General features: G+C 53.4%; 13 protein-coding genes. 7 read left to right on the top strand and 6 right to left on the bottom strand.

Annotation, left to right across the window (positions count from 1 at the left end; all coding sequences use genetic code 11):
* Window positions 1–5: 5 nt before the first annotated feature.
* Window positions 6–518, bottom strand: coding sequence for an adenine phosphoribosyltransferase (locus RHH53_RS10985; protein ID WP_206200182.1), 513 nt, complete (start codon window positions 516–518; stop codon window positions 6–8).
* 49 nt (window positions 519–567) lie between these two features.
* Window positions 568–1,872 (bottom strand): NCS2 family permease, encoded by a 1,305-nt coding sequence (locus RHH53_RS10990; RefSeq protein ID WP_310743788.1) that lies wholly within the window; start codon window positions 1,870–1,872, stop codon window positions 568–570.
* A gap of 394 nt (window positions 1,873–2,266) precedes the next feature.
* Here RHH53_RS10990 and RHH53_RS10995 point away from each other — a divergent pair, with 394 nt between their 5' ends.
* From RHH53_RS10995 to RHH53_RS11025, 7 genes are all read left to right on the top strand, one after another.
* The gene (locus tag RHH53_RS10995; RefSeq protein ID WP_310743789.1) at window positions 2,267–3,988 is read left to right on the top strand and encodes a hypothetical protein; all 1,722 of its coding nucleotides are present in this window, start codon (window positions 2,267–2,269) and stop codon (window positions 3,986–3,988) included.
* A gap of 17 nt (window positions 3,989–4,005) precedes the next feature.
* Complete coding sequence (locus RHH53_RS11000; RefSeq protein WP_310743790.1) at window positions 4,006–4,797, top strand: prepilin-type N-terminal cleavage/methylation domain-containing protein; 792 nt, start codon at window positions 4,006–4,008, stop codon at window positions 4,795–4,797.
* Entirely contained in the window at window positions 4,775–5,281 is a 507-nt protein-coding gene (locus RHH53_RS11005) for a GspH/FimT family pseudopilin (protein ID WP_302678306.1), read from the top strand. Before RHH53_RS11000 ends, RHH53_RS11005 begins: the two co-directional genes overlap by 23 nt.
* Before the next feature lie 12 nt (window positions 5,282–5,293).
* Entirely contained in the window at window positions 5,294–5,941 is a 648-nt protein-coding gene (locus tag RHH53_RS11010; RefSeq protein WP_206200187.1) for a type II secretion system protein J, read from the top strand.
* 186 nt (window positions 5,942–6,127) lie between these two features.
* A complete protein-coding gene (locus RHH53_RS11015) occupies window positions 6,128–6,634 on the top strand; it encodes a DUF6790 family protein (RefSeq protein WP_310438535.1) in 507 nt (168 codons plus the stop codon).
* Window positions 6,635–6,754: 120 nt separating this feature from the next.
* Window positions 6,755–10,057, top strand: a complete 3,303-nt coding sequence (gene carB, locus RHH53_RS11020; protein WP_310438536.1) for a carbamoyl-phosphate synthase large subunit — start codon at window positions 6,755–6,757, stop codon at window positions 10,055–10,057.
* Window positions 10,051–10,284 (top strand): DUF370 domain-containing protein, encoded by a 234-nt coding sequence (locus RHH53_RS11025; RefSeq protein WP_149819402.1) that lies wholly within the window; start codon window positions 10,051–10,053, stop codon window positions 10,282–10,284. Before carB ends, RHH53_RS11025 begins: the two co-directional genes overlap by 7 nt.
* Window positions 10,285–10,298: 14 nt before the next feature.
* Here RHH53_RS11025 and RHH53_RS11030 read toward each other — a convergent pair whose 3' ends face one another.
* Genes RHH53_RS11030 through RHH53_RS11045 form a run of 4 tightly spaced genes read right to left on the bottom strand, consistent with a single transcriptional unit; the run spans window position 10,299 to window position 14,385 of the window.
* Window positions 10,299–10,790, bottom strand: coding sequence for a spore coat U domain-containing protein (locus tag RHH53_RS11030; RefSeq protein WP_310743791.1), 492 nt, complete (start codon window positions 10,788–10,790; stop codon window positions 10,299–10,301).
* Window positions 10,763–13,027, bottom strand: a complete 2,265-nt coding sequence (locus RHH53_RS11035) for a fimbria/pilus outer membrane usher protein (protein ID WP_310743792.1) — start codon at window positions 13,025–13,027, stop codon at window positions 10,763–10,765. The genes RHH53_RS11030 and RHH53_RS11035 overlap by 28 nt, the downstream gene beginning before the upstream one ends.
* Window positions 13,028–13,037: 10 nt before the next feature.
* Window positions 13,038–13,808: a molecular chaperone gene (locus RHH53_RS11040; protein WP_206200191.1), complete on the bottom strand. Its 771-nt coding sequence runs from the start codon at window positions 13,806–13,808 to the stop codon at window positions 13,038–13,040.
* 1 nt (window position 13,809) lies between these two features.
* A complete protein-coding gene (locus RHH53_RS11045) occupies window positions 13,810–14,385 on the bottom strand; it encodes a spore coat U domain-containing protein (protein ID WP_206200192.1) in 576 nt (191 codons plus the stop codon).
* Window positions 14,386–14,472: the final 87 nt, after the last annotated feature.

Raw genomic sequence — 14,472 nt, forward strand, 5'->3', positions numbered from 1 at the left:
TAAACCTAATAAGTTACAAGGGTGGTAATCGGCACATCGGGCAGCTTTTGTCGTCCCCCCAAGTCCGTCAGCTCGACGATAAAGGCAAAGCCATGGAGTTCAGCTTGCGCTTTTTGGATCAGACCCGCCGCTGCTGCCGCTGTGCCTCCAGTGGCAATCAAGTCATCAACAATGAGTACCCGCCGACCTGGCTCTACAGCATCTTGGTGCATCTCGAGGCGATCGCGCCCATACTCTAGTTCATACTCCACCGCATAGACGGGAGCACAAAGTTTACCCGGTTTGCGTAAAGGAATGAAGCCTGCTCCCAGTCGATAGGCCAAGGGGGCACCAAAAATAAAGCCCCGCGACTCGATACCAGCCACATAGTCAATGCCCTCGTTGGCGTGTTTTTCCACCAATTGGTCAATGACGTAGCGCAGCCCCGCCTGATTTTGCAGCAGTGTTGTTAAATCCCGAAACAAAATGCCCGGCTTAGGGAAGTCTGGGACATCACGAATCAGGGATTTGAGATCCATAGGTAGTGTGTTTCCAATCAGTTCAGAAGCATCCTATCTTAGATCTTGTCTAACGCCAAAAGTAGTGGGCAATAAAGATAAGCGCCAATCCCCAGAGGGCAGGATGCACTTCCCTCCCTTTGCCTGCCGCCCATTTCACGATTGGATAGCTAATAAATCCCACTGCTAGCCCCTCACTGATGGAGTAGCTCAAGGGCATCACCAACACCACTAAAAAAGCAGGAATTGCTTCCGTGAGATCAGACCAGGGAATGTCTGGGAGCGATCGCGCCATAAAGACACCGACAAGCACTAGCGCTGGTGCCGTGGCAAAACTGGGAATCGCGGTTGTGATCGGCAAAAAAAACAGTGAGAGCAAAAACAATCCGCCAACCATTAAAGCCGTCAGTCCTGTCCGGCCGCCCACGGCAATTCCGGCTGCCGATTCAATATAGGTGGTCACGGTGGAAGTGCCAAAGAGGGCGCCAACAATTGTCCCCACCGCATCTGCCATAAAGGCTCCCAAAGCGCGGGGGAAATGTCCCTGCTGATTGAGAAACCCCGCCTGTACCCCCACCGCAGAGAGCGTGCCTACGGTGTCAAACATATCGGTAAAAAGCAGTACCAAGGTGACCAAGAAAAAAGACCCCAACTGCCGCGGTTGCAATTGTCCAAAACCCGCCAAGGCTTGACCAAAGAGATGGGACGGCCATTGCGGCCATTGGATCAAACCTGTCGGCCAAGGGGCAGCCCCCACTAGCCATGCAGCTAAGGCGGTGATCATCACCCCCCAAAAAATCGCCCCCCGCACCCCCTTAGCACAAAGAAAGGCTGTCAAAAGAATCCCAAGGGCAGCGAGGATGGGTGGCCATGTCTGAAAGGTGGTGAGTTTTGTTTTCGTGGCGGCATCAGCGATGATAATTCCCGCATTGCTAAGGCCAATGTAGGCGATAAATAGCCCCACCCCGGCAGCGATCGCCACCTTCAAGGACATGGGAATCATATTTACAATCAGCGATCGCACCCCCGTCAAGGTGAGCAGCACAAAAACAATGCCCTCTAGGAGGACAGCACTCAACGCCAATGGCCAAGGCAGCCCCATTTGCCCCACCACCGCAAAAGCAAAAAAGGCATTGATGCCCATGCCGGGGGCCAACGCAATCGGGTAATTTGCCCAAGTCCCCATCAGAATACTGGCCACTGCCGCAGACACGGCGGTTGCAATCACCAACTCCGCCTGCAAATCCTGTGGTTGCTCGCGAAAAATGGCATTGGAAAGAATTTGTGCATTGACGGGCAAGATGTAGGCCATCGTTAGAAATGTTGTCAGTGCCGCCAGTGCCTCGGTAGGGAGTGAGGTGTGTGCTTGCTGCAAATTAAACCAATCCCTAAAGCGTGAGTACCCATGTCTCCTCAAGAGGTTGCTCCTTTGTGCGAGAGTTATTCAAGTTTATTTACGCTTTTATTTACGCTGAAGCCCAGTATGAGTGAATTTGATAAGGCTTGGACTTGTCCCTAACAGAGAGATTCGCCACTGCATATACTGGAGTACTCTTGAAATGGAGCCTTTTGGGAAAAGGTATAATAGGGAGCAGGACATGGATGTGAGCGAGATTACATCACCTCTCTCAAGTTTGCGGTTAAATTATATCAACTGTGTATAAAAGCCAAAAATTGAGGGCGTATTCAACTCAGCATCAGCAGCAACGAAGTTCTCGTAGTCAAGATATATTGATAGAGCAAAGGTTGGGGCAATAGAGGACAGGCCAATGATGAAAAAACTGGTGCGCTCACTGAAACGTCGCTATCCCCGTCCGGGGTATCGGCGGCGGCAGCGGGGGTTTACTCTGCCTTTGGTCTTGGGCATGGGACTGATCATGATCGTGGTTGCCCTAACCCTGCTCTCGCGATCGCAACTGGATGTGACCACTGCCAGCCTGCAAAAACAAACCCAGCAGGCCTTTGCGGTGGCTGAAGGTGGTATGGCTCGTACCCTTGGCTTACTCAATGGCAACTACCAGATTCTGCTGCGCCGCACCTATAACCCCGCTAACAATACGAACTTTAATCCTGCCCGCCCCTACCTGATCAGTCGCGCAGCGGATGCAACAAAAGTGGGTCAGCCCAATACCACGGGTTTGAATGTTCCTGCTGTAAATGAATGGACAGCGGCGAGCCTTGATTCTGATGCGCCCCCCTGCTTTACCCTCGATAACCTAAATACGATTGTCCTCAACGGCACAATTGGCACCCCTGTGCAGGGCAATTACCGTATTCTCTCCTATCTCTACGATGCGCCAACGCAAACAGGACACCTGTTGATCGAAGGTCGCTTGCCCAATAACTCGCCGGCGAATGCCTTCATCTTGCAAAAGATGGTGATTACGGATCGCAGCGTGCCCTCCAACTTCCCTGGCCTGCTGGCACAAAGCATTAACCTCGGCAACAATGATGTCTTTGGCACCGTCAACGGCAATGTGATCTGCACCAATCCTGCCAACTGTGTGGTTCCCCAAGCCCAGTGCCAAAATGGCCAGCCGACCCAACAGGGACTGCGCAGTGCCATCGGAGCGCTCAATAACGCGATTATTGAGGGGACGATCGCCATCAACAAGATTAACCTACCGCCTTTTCCTATAGCACCTGATGCGGTGGGTGGTTCCGTGCTAGGGAGTGTTCCCCTGACTACGCTACCCAGTTGGTTGCCATCCAGTCAAATTACCGACTTTCAGCAAGCCCTGCAAGCGGCAGGCGGCTACAGTCAAGGTGCCTACGCCAACTTTCCGATTCCAGGACAAGGCCGAAATCCTCCCCAAGACTCACAGGACATTACAGGTAGAACAACTGACCAAAACTTTCCCCGTCCGGGCGATCGCCCCTACGTTGACCCTGACCCCAACATTCCCTTCTTTATCCCTGATCCCCTACGCCCCGGGGGGCGAATTGTCAACCCAGAGAAAGTCTATTACGCCTATCGCATTCGCAACATTAACCTCAGTGGTAACGAGAGGGTGACATTTAATACGACGAACTATGCCATTCGCCTCTACGTCAGTGGCAACATCTCCCTCAGTGGTAATGCAGGGATTGACAACACCTGTAGCCCCGATAGTTCCACCTGCGGTACCGACGCTAATATGGGACTTCCCAGTGGTGTCGGCACGCCCGATCGCCTACGCATCTATGGCAATCCCCCAGACCCAACCAATGCGATACCTGACCAAGAATTCACCCTTAGCGGTGGCTCCACAGTAGGAAGTGTCTTTGTTTATGCGCCTGATGCGAAGGTAGGCATCAATGGCGGCAGTCGCGAGCCAGATATCTTCGGTGCAGTTTGGGCAAAAACGTGGAATGGTTCTAGCTCCAACAATGCTGAAATCAGGGTGCCCGATCGCCTACCGGAAGCCTTGGGAGGCAACTATGCCAATGCTTCAATTGTTGTGGCACGCACCACCGAAGCGAGCAACTGGAACCGCCTAGCCCAGTACTAAATTCGGAGGTAATGTTGATGACTCGTCGTAAGTTCTATTTCCACTGGCTGGTGCAGCAACGTTCCCAAGGCTTTACCCTTGCGGAGGTCTTGGCTTCCATTCTGGTGATTAGCCTCTTTACCCTAGCGGCGATGCAGGCCATTGTTGTCGCTGCCTTTTTCCAAGCGGATGCCCGTAAATTTGCCGAGGCCAGTCACTGGATTCAAGATGATCTGGAAAATATCAAAATTGTTGCCTACGATCTCTGCCAAACCAAGTTTGCCCAACGCAAGCTGGCAGCACCCGCCCAAGGCAATGACACCACCTTAACACTGGCACTCATTCAATCGGGTGAAAGTGACTACGATCAAGCCATGCCCCCAGAGTATCGCACCGGGGGTGCCTGTCCAGTAACTTCACCCACGGATGGGTTTCGAGTGGGCGATCGCGTTCTCATTGGTTCGGACTCGGGCACACGCCGTATTGTCTCTATGTCAGACAACACGATTACCTTGGACTCGCCAGTAGGGGGCTATCGGGGGGCGGGTACTCGTGTCTATGCCCGCTGTCGGATTCAAGCCGATGAAACCAATGGCATTGATGGTGGCTTTGGTGCCTACCTGCAAACCTTGATTCCGCCGATGAACAGCAGCAATAATAGTCGCCCCATTGTCAATGACACGTTTACGATGACGCGCACACCCACCACCCGTGCTGAGGCACCTTTCCAAACCCTAGAACTGGCCTATTCTGTGCGCAATAGTAACAACCGCGTCGTTGCTCAACTATCAACCGAGGTAGTGCCCAATGCGTTTTTCCGCTGTCCGTGAGCAGGGCATGACCCTGATTGAAATCCTGATTGTCCTGACGGTGGCAGCGATTTTAGCGGTGGCTGTCACGCCGAGCTTTCTCTATTGGCTAGAAACGCAGCGGGTCAACCAAGCTCTTGAAAGCTTAGAGGGGGCACTACGGGAAGCGCAGCGGGAGGCAATGCGACGCAACCAAGCCTGTCGAGTGACGATTAACACAGGCACCAATCCCACTATCGCGGGAGATCCACCCCAATGTCTGCCCAATGGCTCCCGCCAACTGGAAAATGTAACCCTGCGTCGAGGAACAGGGACGGCCTCCGTGCGATTTGGCTTTCAGGGGCGCACCAGTAGTACAGGCACTATTGTCATTGCTTCTACCAATAATCCCACCCTTCAGCGCTGTTTGGTGGTGTCCTTGGGATTGGGGATTATGCGCACGGGCAGTTACCTTGCAACGGATACCACGGGTATGACTGCCAACAACTGTCAAGCACGCAACTAGAGGGGCACAGATATGCAGGGTTGGCGCAGAAGCGATCGCGGCTTTACATTGACGGAGTTACTGGTGGCGGCTGCCGTTGGCAGTATTGTTGTGGCCATGAGTGGTTGGGCAATGGTGGCTATCCTGCAAAACAATCGTCGTGTTGAAGAGCAGGCAATTACCCGCATGAACCTCAGCCGCGCCCTCGACTTTATCTCCGATGATATTCGCTCAGCCATTCGCATCTCAACCACGGCACCCCCAGATTGGGTCATTCCCAGTGGTGGCTACCAGTTGGTGATGTTTATAGAAAAACCAGCGGATAACCTAGAGGAACAGAACGACGGCACCCTCGCCAGTACGACCCGTGTGGCCTATTACACCCGTCCCAAGACGAGCAATGTGGTGTGGCGAGGCCCGATGATTCTCTATCGCCAAAAAATTGGTGACTCTACCCCCAATGCGTTGATTGATGGCATTGCCAACACGAGTCCCAACTGCACCAATAACTTGCCGGGCGCTGTTGACAGTGGCACCAACAAAGGAGGGTTTCGCGTCTTCGTTCAGCACAATCGCAATGTCAAGCTCTGCATTGCTGGTTTGGTGGAGTCAACGGGTACGGTTTACCAAGCAGAAACCCTTGCCGCCGTGCGATCCGGATCTGCGACCCCCACTCCCTAGCGGCAGCAGCATTCCTTGAGAGGTACTTTTGGGAACACTGATAGCTTCTCCTCTTCACTCGGATAGAATAGGCTCAAAACGGTGAAAGTTCCTAGGGAACGGGATGACCTCCCCTTTACTTTACGTACCCCCTGTTTGACAAAAGGGTCATCGTTTTTCTATTGCTGCTGTTATAGGGATGCAACCATGATTTGGCTTTTTTATAGTCTGATGACTATTCTTGGCATTGGTCTGCATTTGTGGCGACAGCCTCACCAGCGTACACGGGCAGGGATCATCCATGTCAGCTTGCTGTACCTACTGGTTATTTTTGTGGGAATTGGGGGGGTGATGAGTGCGTTGGTGCATACGTTTGATGCTGCAGCGACGGCTCGCAAAATTGGCTGGTTACCGGGGAGTCCTTTCCAATTTGAGGTCGCAATGGCGAATCTGGCCTTTGGGATGCTTGGCCTGCTCTGCATTTGGCAACGAGGATTGTTCTGGTCAGCAACAGGGATTGGTTTCTCGGTCTATGTGTTGGGATGTGCCTATGGCCACTACCAACAGATGTTGCTGGGAAATTTTGCCCCCTACAATGCTGGCTGGGGGATTTGGCTTTACGATGTTGGCGTACCGTCGTTGATCTTGACATTGCTGTGGGGTCGCAGTCGCTGGAATGTGTCCCACCCTCATAGGAATGTGAGTAAATCCTAACACCAATCGCCCTCAGAGCTAGTGACCTAGTGATTTTCAACTTAACAGAACAGGCGCGATCTCAAGGGGGAGTGTAGGATAGGGAAGGCGTGATTGAAATCCTTTGGCTGCGTTGTCCCTATGCCTCGTCGTACCGATATTTCAAAAATTCTCATTATTGGTTCGGGTCCGATTGTCATTGGTCAAGCCTGTGAATTTGACTATTCGGGAACCCAAGCCTGTAAGGCGTTGCGCGAGGAAGGGTACGAGGTGATCCTGATTAACTCCAACCCCGCCACCATCATGACGGATCCCGAGACCGCCGATCGCACGTACATTGAACCCCTCACCCCGGAAATGGTGGAAAAAGTCATTGCCGCTGAGCGCCCCGATGCCCTACTGCCGACCATGGGCGGACAAACGGCGCTGAACTTGGCGGTGGCTCTGTCAAAATCGGGAGTGCTGGATCGCTATGGCGTGGAGTTGATTGGTGCCAAATTACCCGCCATTGAAATGGCCGAGGATCGCAAGCTCTTTAAGGAGGCAATGCAGCGCATTGGGGTGGGGGTGTGTCCGTCGGGCTTGGCCAATACCCTCGAAGAGGCGCGGGCGATCGCCCAAGAGATTGGGGTTTATCCCCTGATTATTCGACCGGCCTTTACCTTGGGGGGCAGCGGTGGTGGCATTGCCTATAACCAAGAGGAATTTGAAGAGCTTGCTGCCGCTGGTCTGGAGGCTAGCCCGGTCTCGCAGATTCTCATTGAGCAGTCCCTGATTGGCTGGAAAGAATATGAGCTAGAAGTCATGCGGGATATGGCCGATAACGTGGTCATTATCTGCTCCATTGAGAACGTGGATCCCATGGGTATCCATACCGGGGACTCCATCACTGTCGCACCAGCGCAAACCCTGACGGATAAAGAGTATCAGCGGCTGCGGGATGCTGCCATCAAAATCATTCGGGAAATTGGCGTAGAAACGGGCGGATCAAACATTCAGTTTGCCGTTAACCCCGAAACAGGGGAAGTGATCGTAATTGAAATGAATCCCCGTGTCTCGCGCTCCTCAGCACTCGCTTCTAAGGCAACTGGCTTTCCCATTGCCAAAATGGCGGCGAAATTGGCTGTGGGCTACACGCTGCCGGAAATCCCCAACGACATTACCAAGAAAACCCCCGCTAGCTTTGAACCCACGATTGACTACGTGGTCACCAAGATTCCCCGCTTTGCCTTTGAGAAGTTTCCCGGCTCGCAGCCGGTGCTGACCACCCAAATGAAGTCCGTTGGTGAAGCCATGGCCATTGGCCGCACATTCCAAGAGTCCCTGCAAAAAGCCCTGCGATCGCTGGAAACCGGACGCGCCGGCTGGGGGTGCGATCGCCCCGAAAAACTCCCCAGCCTTGAACAACTGCGGGGGAAACTGCGCACACCCAATCCCGATCGCATCTTTGCCATTCGCCACGCCTTCCTCTTGGGGATGACCGTTGAAGAGGTTTATGAACTAACCGCCATTGATCCGTGGTTCCTGCGGCAGCTGCAGGGACTCCTAGAAACGGAAAAATTCCTCAAGCGCAGCAAACTAGAGCAACTCACCGCTGATGATCTCTGGCGGGTCAAGCAGCAGGGCTTTAGTGATGCCCAAATTGCCTACGCCACCAAAACCACCGATGATCAGGTGCGGGCCTATCGCCAATCCCTCGGTGTTGTTCCCGTCTATAAAACCGTGGACACCTGTGCCGCCGAGTTTGAGGCCTACACCCCCTACTACTACTCCGCCTATGAGCGGCCGGTGGAGCAAATTAACCCCGATACCGGCGATGTTGAATTACTGCCCCCGCAATCGGAAGTGCTGCCCCCCCGCAAGCCGCGGGTAATGATTCTTGGCTCAGGGCCAAACCGCATTGGTCAAGGGATTGAATTTGATTACTGCTGCTGCCATGCTTCCTACGCGCTGCGGGCGGATGACTATGAAACAATCATGGTCAACTCCAATCCTGAAACGGTTTCCACGGATTACGACACCAGCGATCGCCTCTACTTTGAACCCCTGACGAAGGAAGATGTCCTCAACATTATTGAGGTGGAGCGCCCCGTCGGCATTATTATTCAGTTTGGCGGTCAAACGCCGCTGAAACTCGCCTTACCCCTCCAGCAGTACCTCGAAACCCATGGCGATCGCCTCGGAACGCAAATCTGGGGCACCTCGCCCGACTGCATTGATATTGCCGAAGACCGCGAACGCTTCGAGAAAATCTTGCGGGAGCTGAATATCCCCCAACCCCCCAATGGCACCGCTCGCAGTTACGCCGAAGCCCTGAGTATTGCCCAGCGCATTAGCTACCCCGTAGTGGTGCGCCCCAGTTATGTGCTCGGCGGTCGCGCCATGGAAATCGTCTATTCCGATGCCGAACTGGAACGCTATATGAACGAAGCCGTGCAGGTGGAGCCAGAGCGACCAATTCTCATTGATAAGTATCTGGAAAACGCCATTGAAGTGGATGTGGATGCCATTGCTGATGCCAGCGGTACCGTGGTGATTGGTGGGATTATGGAACACATCGAACAAGCCGGGATTCACTCTGGGGATTCTGCCTGTAGCTTGCCCACCCAATCCCTTTCTCCTACTGTGTTGGCGACCATTCGCAGGTGGAGTATTGCCCTCGCCAAGGCCCTCAAAGTGGTGGGGCTGATGAACCTACAACTGGCAGTACAAGGGGAGCAGGTCTATATTTTGGAAGCCAACCCGCGGGCATCCCGTACGGTGCCCTTTGTCTCCAAGGCGATCGGCATTCCCCTTGCTAAAATGGCTGCCCGCCTGATGTCAGGCAAAACGCTTGCAGAACTCAATTTCCTCGATGAGAAGATTCCCAACCATGTCGCTGTTAAGGAAGCGGTTCTGCCCTTTGAAAAATTTGCCGGTACGGATACGGTACTGGGGCCAGAGATGCGCTCTACGGGTGAAGTGATGGGGATTGACATGACCTTTGGTGCTGCCTATGCCAAGTCTCAACTGGCGGCCAATCAAAGGTTACCTTTGAAAGGAACCGTTTTTGTATCGATGAGCGATCGCGACAAGGCAGCGATTGTGCCCGTGGTGCAGGAGTTGCAGTCCCTCGGCTTTCGGATTATTGCCACCGAAGGAACCCGCAATGCTCTGCTTGAGGCGGGTCTGAGTAATATTGAACTCATCCTCAAGCTCCATGAAGGGCGTCCCCATGTCCTCGATGCGATTAAAAATGAGCAGATTCACCTGATTCTGAATACGCCTTCGGGTCAGGAAGCCCGTACCGATGCCCAATTGATTCGTCGCACCGCCCTTGCCTACAAGATTCCAATTGTGACGACGATCGCCGGTGCCAAGGCAACGGCTGCCGCCATTAAAACCCTGCAAACCTCAACCCTCGGGGTACGGGCACTTCAGGACTACCATCGGGCAGAATGCTAAACATTGGTTTTGGCAACTACGTCTCACCGCAGCGACTGCTGGCGATCGTCAGCCCCGACTCTGCCCCCATCAAGCGCCTAATTCTCGAAGCACGGCAGCATCATCACCTCATTGATGCCACCCACGGACGGCGGACTCGTGCCGTACTGGTCTTGGATGGGGAGATTGTCGTTCTCTCGGCGCTGCATCCGGAAACGTTGGTGGCGCGACTCAACCCACCCCCCTAGACGCCTCTAAAACATCAAAAAATAATCGTCACCCGCAGTGAGTCGGTGTAGAGGCCGGGGGCAACCCACTGCTGGGCAGGAATGCGACCGTAGATCATCAGTGTATTGAGGACATTGTTGCCGGGAATAAAAGGCCCCCGTTGCTGTGTGCCCCCTGTGCCATCGCCCCAAATGATACTGCGATTAGCATCAAGATAGAGGTTATAGTTCAGGCGATCGCTCCCACTGCTCATTTGTCGCGGTGTAAAACTATTGCTGCCCCCTTGGCTTAGTTGAACCGTTACGGGGCGGTTATTAAAGCTACCAGCCCCACCCCCCACACAGACAAATTGGACTTGACCAGTGGTATCCAGAGGAATGGGCGAAAAAGGATCATAGCTCCCAAAGTTTAACCCGGTCACACTTTGAAACTGACAACCCGTCCCCTGAGCCTGTGCGGCTGCCCAATACCCAAGGCAACTGAAGCCAGTGATGCATCCTATCGTGGCGAGTCGGGCAACGAACATGAGACTTCCCCTACATCAGTAAAGAGATCGTCACTGGGTGGCAGTGTCAGTTGGAACGTACAGCGCAGTTGCTCGTAGGTCACTTCAGCAGTGTAGGTTCCTGCTTCTAGGGTATCAAAGTAAAATTCTCCCCTTGGCGAGAGGGGCGATAGGATTGTTTCCTTGTTGCGTTCTAGGGTGAGTTGTCCCAAATTGGGAATGATTCGCTCACTGCTCCGCAAAATCACCACTCGTCCGACATAGTTGCGACTGGGGCGGACATCAAAGCGGGCGATCGCTCCCCCACGAAAAGGCGGTGCAATCAGTAGCTCGGTGCGGCCAATGGCAAAATCAATGGGAATATCCTGATCCTCGATCCGCAAGGCATTGCCGTAGTAGGGCAGCAAGTCTGGAATCAAAATTTTACCGCGACGATTCGTGCGACCAATTTCCTGATTGCTTAAGTAGGTGCGCACACCCCCCACATTGGGCACATCCACCAAAACAAAACTTCCCTGCACCGGTCGCGTGGCAAAAACTCCACCGCCAATTGTGACGAATCCCCCTTCCACCACCACTTGCGCCTGTCCTGTATCCCCTGCCTGCGCGTAGCCAATTTGGTAGCGGCTCCAAGGGGCATTGTAAGAAAATGTGCCACTGACAAAGACCCGCTCATTGGCCTGAAGCACCTGTCCCTGATAGCCATAGCCGACGCCCACCGGGAGCGATCGCGAGACGTTGAGGAAAGGAACCCCCTGATTTCCCTGTTGCAGCCAGCCAGTGTTAAGTGTCACTGCATTGTTCAGAAAGTAGTTAAACGTAACACTGATTTGGTTCACTGGCTGATCACTGCCAGAAAGGAAGCGCGAACCTTGCAGGTATAGACTGAGATTGCGGCGGAGTTGCACTTGAGCGAGAATCGTTGCCTGTTGCCGCACCACTTGATCGCGGGGATTGGTAAAAAAGTACTGACCACTGATTGTTACCCGCGACCCCAGATTCAGAGTGGCATTGGCAAAGCCCTCTAACTGCGGGCGATCGTCCCCCAAACCCAAGCCAGTATTGACATAGTTGCCACTGAGGAGGCGCACCCCACCACCAAAGGCCAGCCGCCGCCCCGGATAGTTGTAGCCAACAGCAACCCCACTCCCCAATTTTCCCTCAGTGGTACTCACCGCCGCCGCCACATCCAGCGTGCCAATGGGAATCGCCGTACTCAGGTTCAAGCCCGCATTCAAAAGATCGCCATTGCCTTCCAGACGTGCCCCTAGGGTCAAGTTATTCAAAATGCCCTGCCGATAGGCCGCCAAAAATTGCACCTGATCTCCGTAGCTGAAATTCTCCGTGCCAAAATTTTCCCGCTCGGCACCAGCAGCCACAATAAACTCCGATAGTCCAGGGCGCAATAACGTAAACGACTGGACAAAATTACGGCTAAAGACCTGTTGATTGCCCTCAGCATCCTTTATCACAATTCGCAAGCGATTAAAGCCCCCAAAGGCGGGCAAATTTTTGAGAATAAACGGCCCCGGCGGTAACGTCACCTGCCGAATCAGCAAGTTATTCAGGTAAATTTCTGCGCTGCTGGGGGTGGTTACCTCACCCCGAAAGTCAAAGGCGGGTTGGCGAATCAGGTAAGGGCTAAGGCCAAAGTTGCGTTCCCAAACAATGCCCCCCCAAAGGCCACCCCCGCCCAACAGGTCACTGCTGATAAACGCATCCCCTAGGGTCAAAGTTGTGAGATGGCGCCGATGATCCAATCTAAAAGCGGTGAGTCCCCGTTGCAGGTTGCCATCGGCAGTCAACCCCAGCGTTGAGGTGAGGGCATTGCCACCAAAGCTAATCGCCACTTCACTGGCAGCCGTCAGTTGTTCAAAGTTATTCCAAAAAACACCATAGTTCAGGTAGGCACTTAAGGGTTGGCTATAGCGAATCCCCGGCGGTTCATTACTCGGTTTAAAGTCAATGACCGTTTGTGGCAGTTGGGCTGCTCCCACCTGTAACCGTAGCACTAAGTTGGCATCATCCCGCTGGAATGTCATCTGCGGTGCCAACGACTGCAAGGAGACGTGCTCAATGCCTTGGATGATTTCGCGGCGACCGCCAATCTCCCTCAGACCGGCATTCACTAGATCCTGCAAAGGGATGAGCACATCATCGCCACGCACCAAAACAATCACATCCCCCTTGGTAACGCGATTCACCTCAAGGGTATAAATGGCAGAGACTTCTGCTTGGGCAGAGACTGGAGCAGCCATCAGGAGGCTACTAAACGCAAACGCCGTTGGGAGTAGAAATTTCAGTTGTAAGGGAGGGGTTGGTGCCCACAGACTGTAATTTGACTTGGCGCACTTGGGCACAGTTGGTTTGTGGTAGAGGAATATTCCTAAAGGGGCGATCGCGATCGGCCAAAACATACACAGAATCTAGCGTCCGCTCGAAAACAACCGTCCCCCGCTCATTCAGCCCCTGTACGGTTATGCCAAGGGTTTGAATGTGAACATTACCACGATTGCGGAGTACAAAACTTAATTTGCCCCCTTCAACCCGACCATTCAAAATTTCGCCTTGGCGCTGGATATTGGCAGGTTGGACAAAAACGGGCAGGCTAAAGGTCTTGATAATGCGAATGGCAGCCCCTTGGGTTTCTGGCACATTGGCTGGGGGCAATTCTGTCACTAGGAGGCGATAGGTTTGCTCTTCAGTGGTTGCCGGTTGCCGTACCCCAACCCGTAAAGTCCGCTGTTCTCCTGGCGGTACCGACAGCAAGACAGGGAAAGCCACGACATTGCCATCGCTTTCCGTTAGCTCCTCTTGGCCATCGGCGGTTTGCTGCCAGCGGCGGACACTAATCTCAAAGTTAATCGGCACCTGCCCCGTATTGGTCAGGGTCAACAATGCCGTTCGCTGACGCGGTGAGAGAAACACCTGCACCGCATTCAGATAAAACTCCGAGGATTGTGCTCCCACCCTTGAAGCCATGCCAAGGGCAATGACTGTGGCCAGCAGGGCAAACCGCCACCCCAATAGAAAGCGCACGCTAGAACGAGACAGTGACTTGAACCGTATCAATATAGGCACCGGGTTTTAGCTGATCTAGAGTACCGGACGGTAAGTTATCTGCTGCGAGAATCCGACCGTAGATGGGGAAGTTTGCAGGAGATGCATTGGGTGCTGTGTACTCGACAGCATTACTGAGATCACAGCCCCAAACTTCACTTCTCGCAGCATCTTTGTATAATCCATAGGGAAGACGAGCATCCGCATTGGCCATCTGGCGCAGAGGAGCAGTACAAGAAGAGCTCGATGAAGCGTTGCTTCCTTCGTCCAGCTTAATAGTCGCTTGAGTCTTAGGTAAGCACTTGACACTCACTTCACCTTGGGCATCCAAGGGCGTTGTTGCGTGGGCACCCAATGGATCATAGGTACCAAAGTTGATATTTTGAGTACCCGTAATTTTGCAGGCTGGGTTGACGTTTGCTTGAATTTGGATATTTGTGGTTTGGGGCGAAGTTTGGGCTTTGGCAGCCTGTGCCATTAACAGAGGCAGTACGCCCCCCGCCGCAGTAAGAAATAGACCGAGAAAAATCCGTTTGAGCAGGAATGAGAAAGTCATCGTCAAACCCCCTTATGAGAACAGCAAAAAGTTTAGACCCCAATTTTTGATGTTACTCTAATACTGAATGTAGCAAACCTTTAGGGA

Origin of the sequence: Thermosynechococcus sp. PKX82 (assembly GCF_031583255.1) — a bacterium.
Classification (GTDB): Bacteria; Cyanobacteriota; Cyanobacteriia; order Thermosynechococcales; family Thermosynechococcaceae; genus Thermosynechococcus.

What these genes read in the sequence shown, in the direction of transcription:
- RHH53_RS10985 (WP_206200182.1), bottom strand. Translation starts at nt 518, where the DNA reads ATGGATCTCAAATCCCTGATTCGTGATGTCCCAGACTTCCCTAAGCCG.
- RHH53_RS10995 (WP_310743789.1), top strand. Translation starts at nt 2,267, where the DNA reads ATGATGAAAAAACTGGTGCGCTCACTGAAACGTCGCTATCCCCGTCCG.
- RHH53_RS11000 (WP_310743790.1), top strand. Translation starts at nt 4,006, where the DNA reads ATGACTCGTCGTAAGTTCTATTTCCACTGGCTGGTGCAGCAACGTTCC.
- RHH53_RS11005 (WP_302678306.1), top strand. Translation starts at nt 4,775, where the DNA reads ATGCGTTTTTCCGCTGTCCGTGAGCAGGGCATGACCCTGATTGAAATC.
- RHH53_RS11010 (WP_206200187.1), top strand. Translation starts at nt 5,294, where the DNA reads ATGCAGGGTTGGCGCAGAAGCGATCGCGGCTTTACATTGACGGAGTTA.
- RHH53_RS11015 (WP_310438535.1), top strand. Translation starts at nt 6,128, where the DNA reads ATGATTTGGCTTTTTTATAGTCTGATGACTATTCTTGGCATTGGTCTG.
- carB (WP_310438536.1), top strand. Translation starts at nt 6,755, where the DNA reads ATGCCTCGTCGTACCGATATTTCAAAAATTCTCATTATTGGTTCGGGT.
- RHH53_RS11025 (WP_149819402.1), top strand. Translation starts at nt 10,051, where the DNA reads ATGCTAAACATTGGTTTTGGCAACTACGTCTCACCGCAGCGACTGCTG.
- RHH53_RS11030 (WP_310743791.1), bottom strand. Translation starts at nt 10,790, where the DNA reads ATGTTCGTTGCCCGACTCGCCACGATAGGATGCATCACTGGCTTCAGT.
- RHH53_RS11035 (WP_310743792.1), bottom strand. Translation starts at nt 13,027, where the DNA reads ATGGCTGCTCCAGTCTCTGCCCAAGCAGAAGTCTCTGCCATTTATACC.
- RHH53_RS11045 (WP_206200192.1), bottom strand. Translation starts at nt 14,385, where the DNA reads ATGACTTTCTCATTCCTGCTCAAACGGATTTTTCTCGGTCTATTTCTT.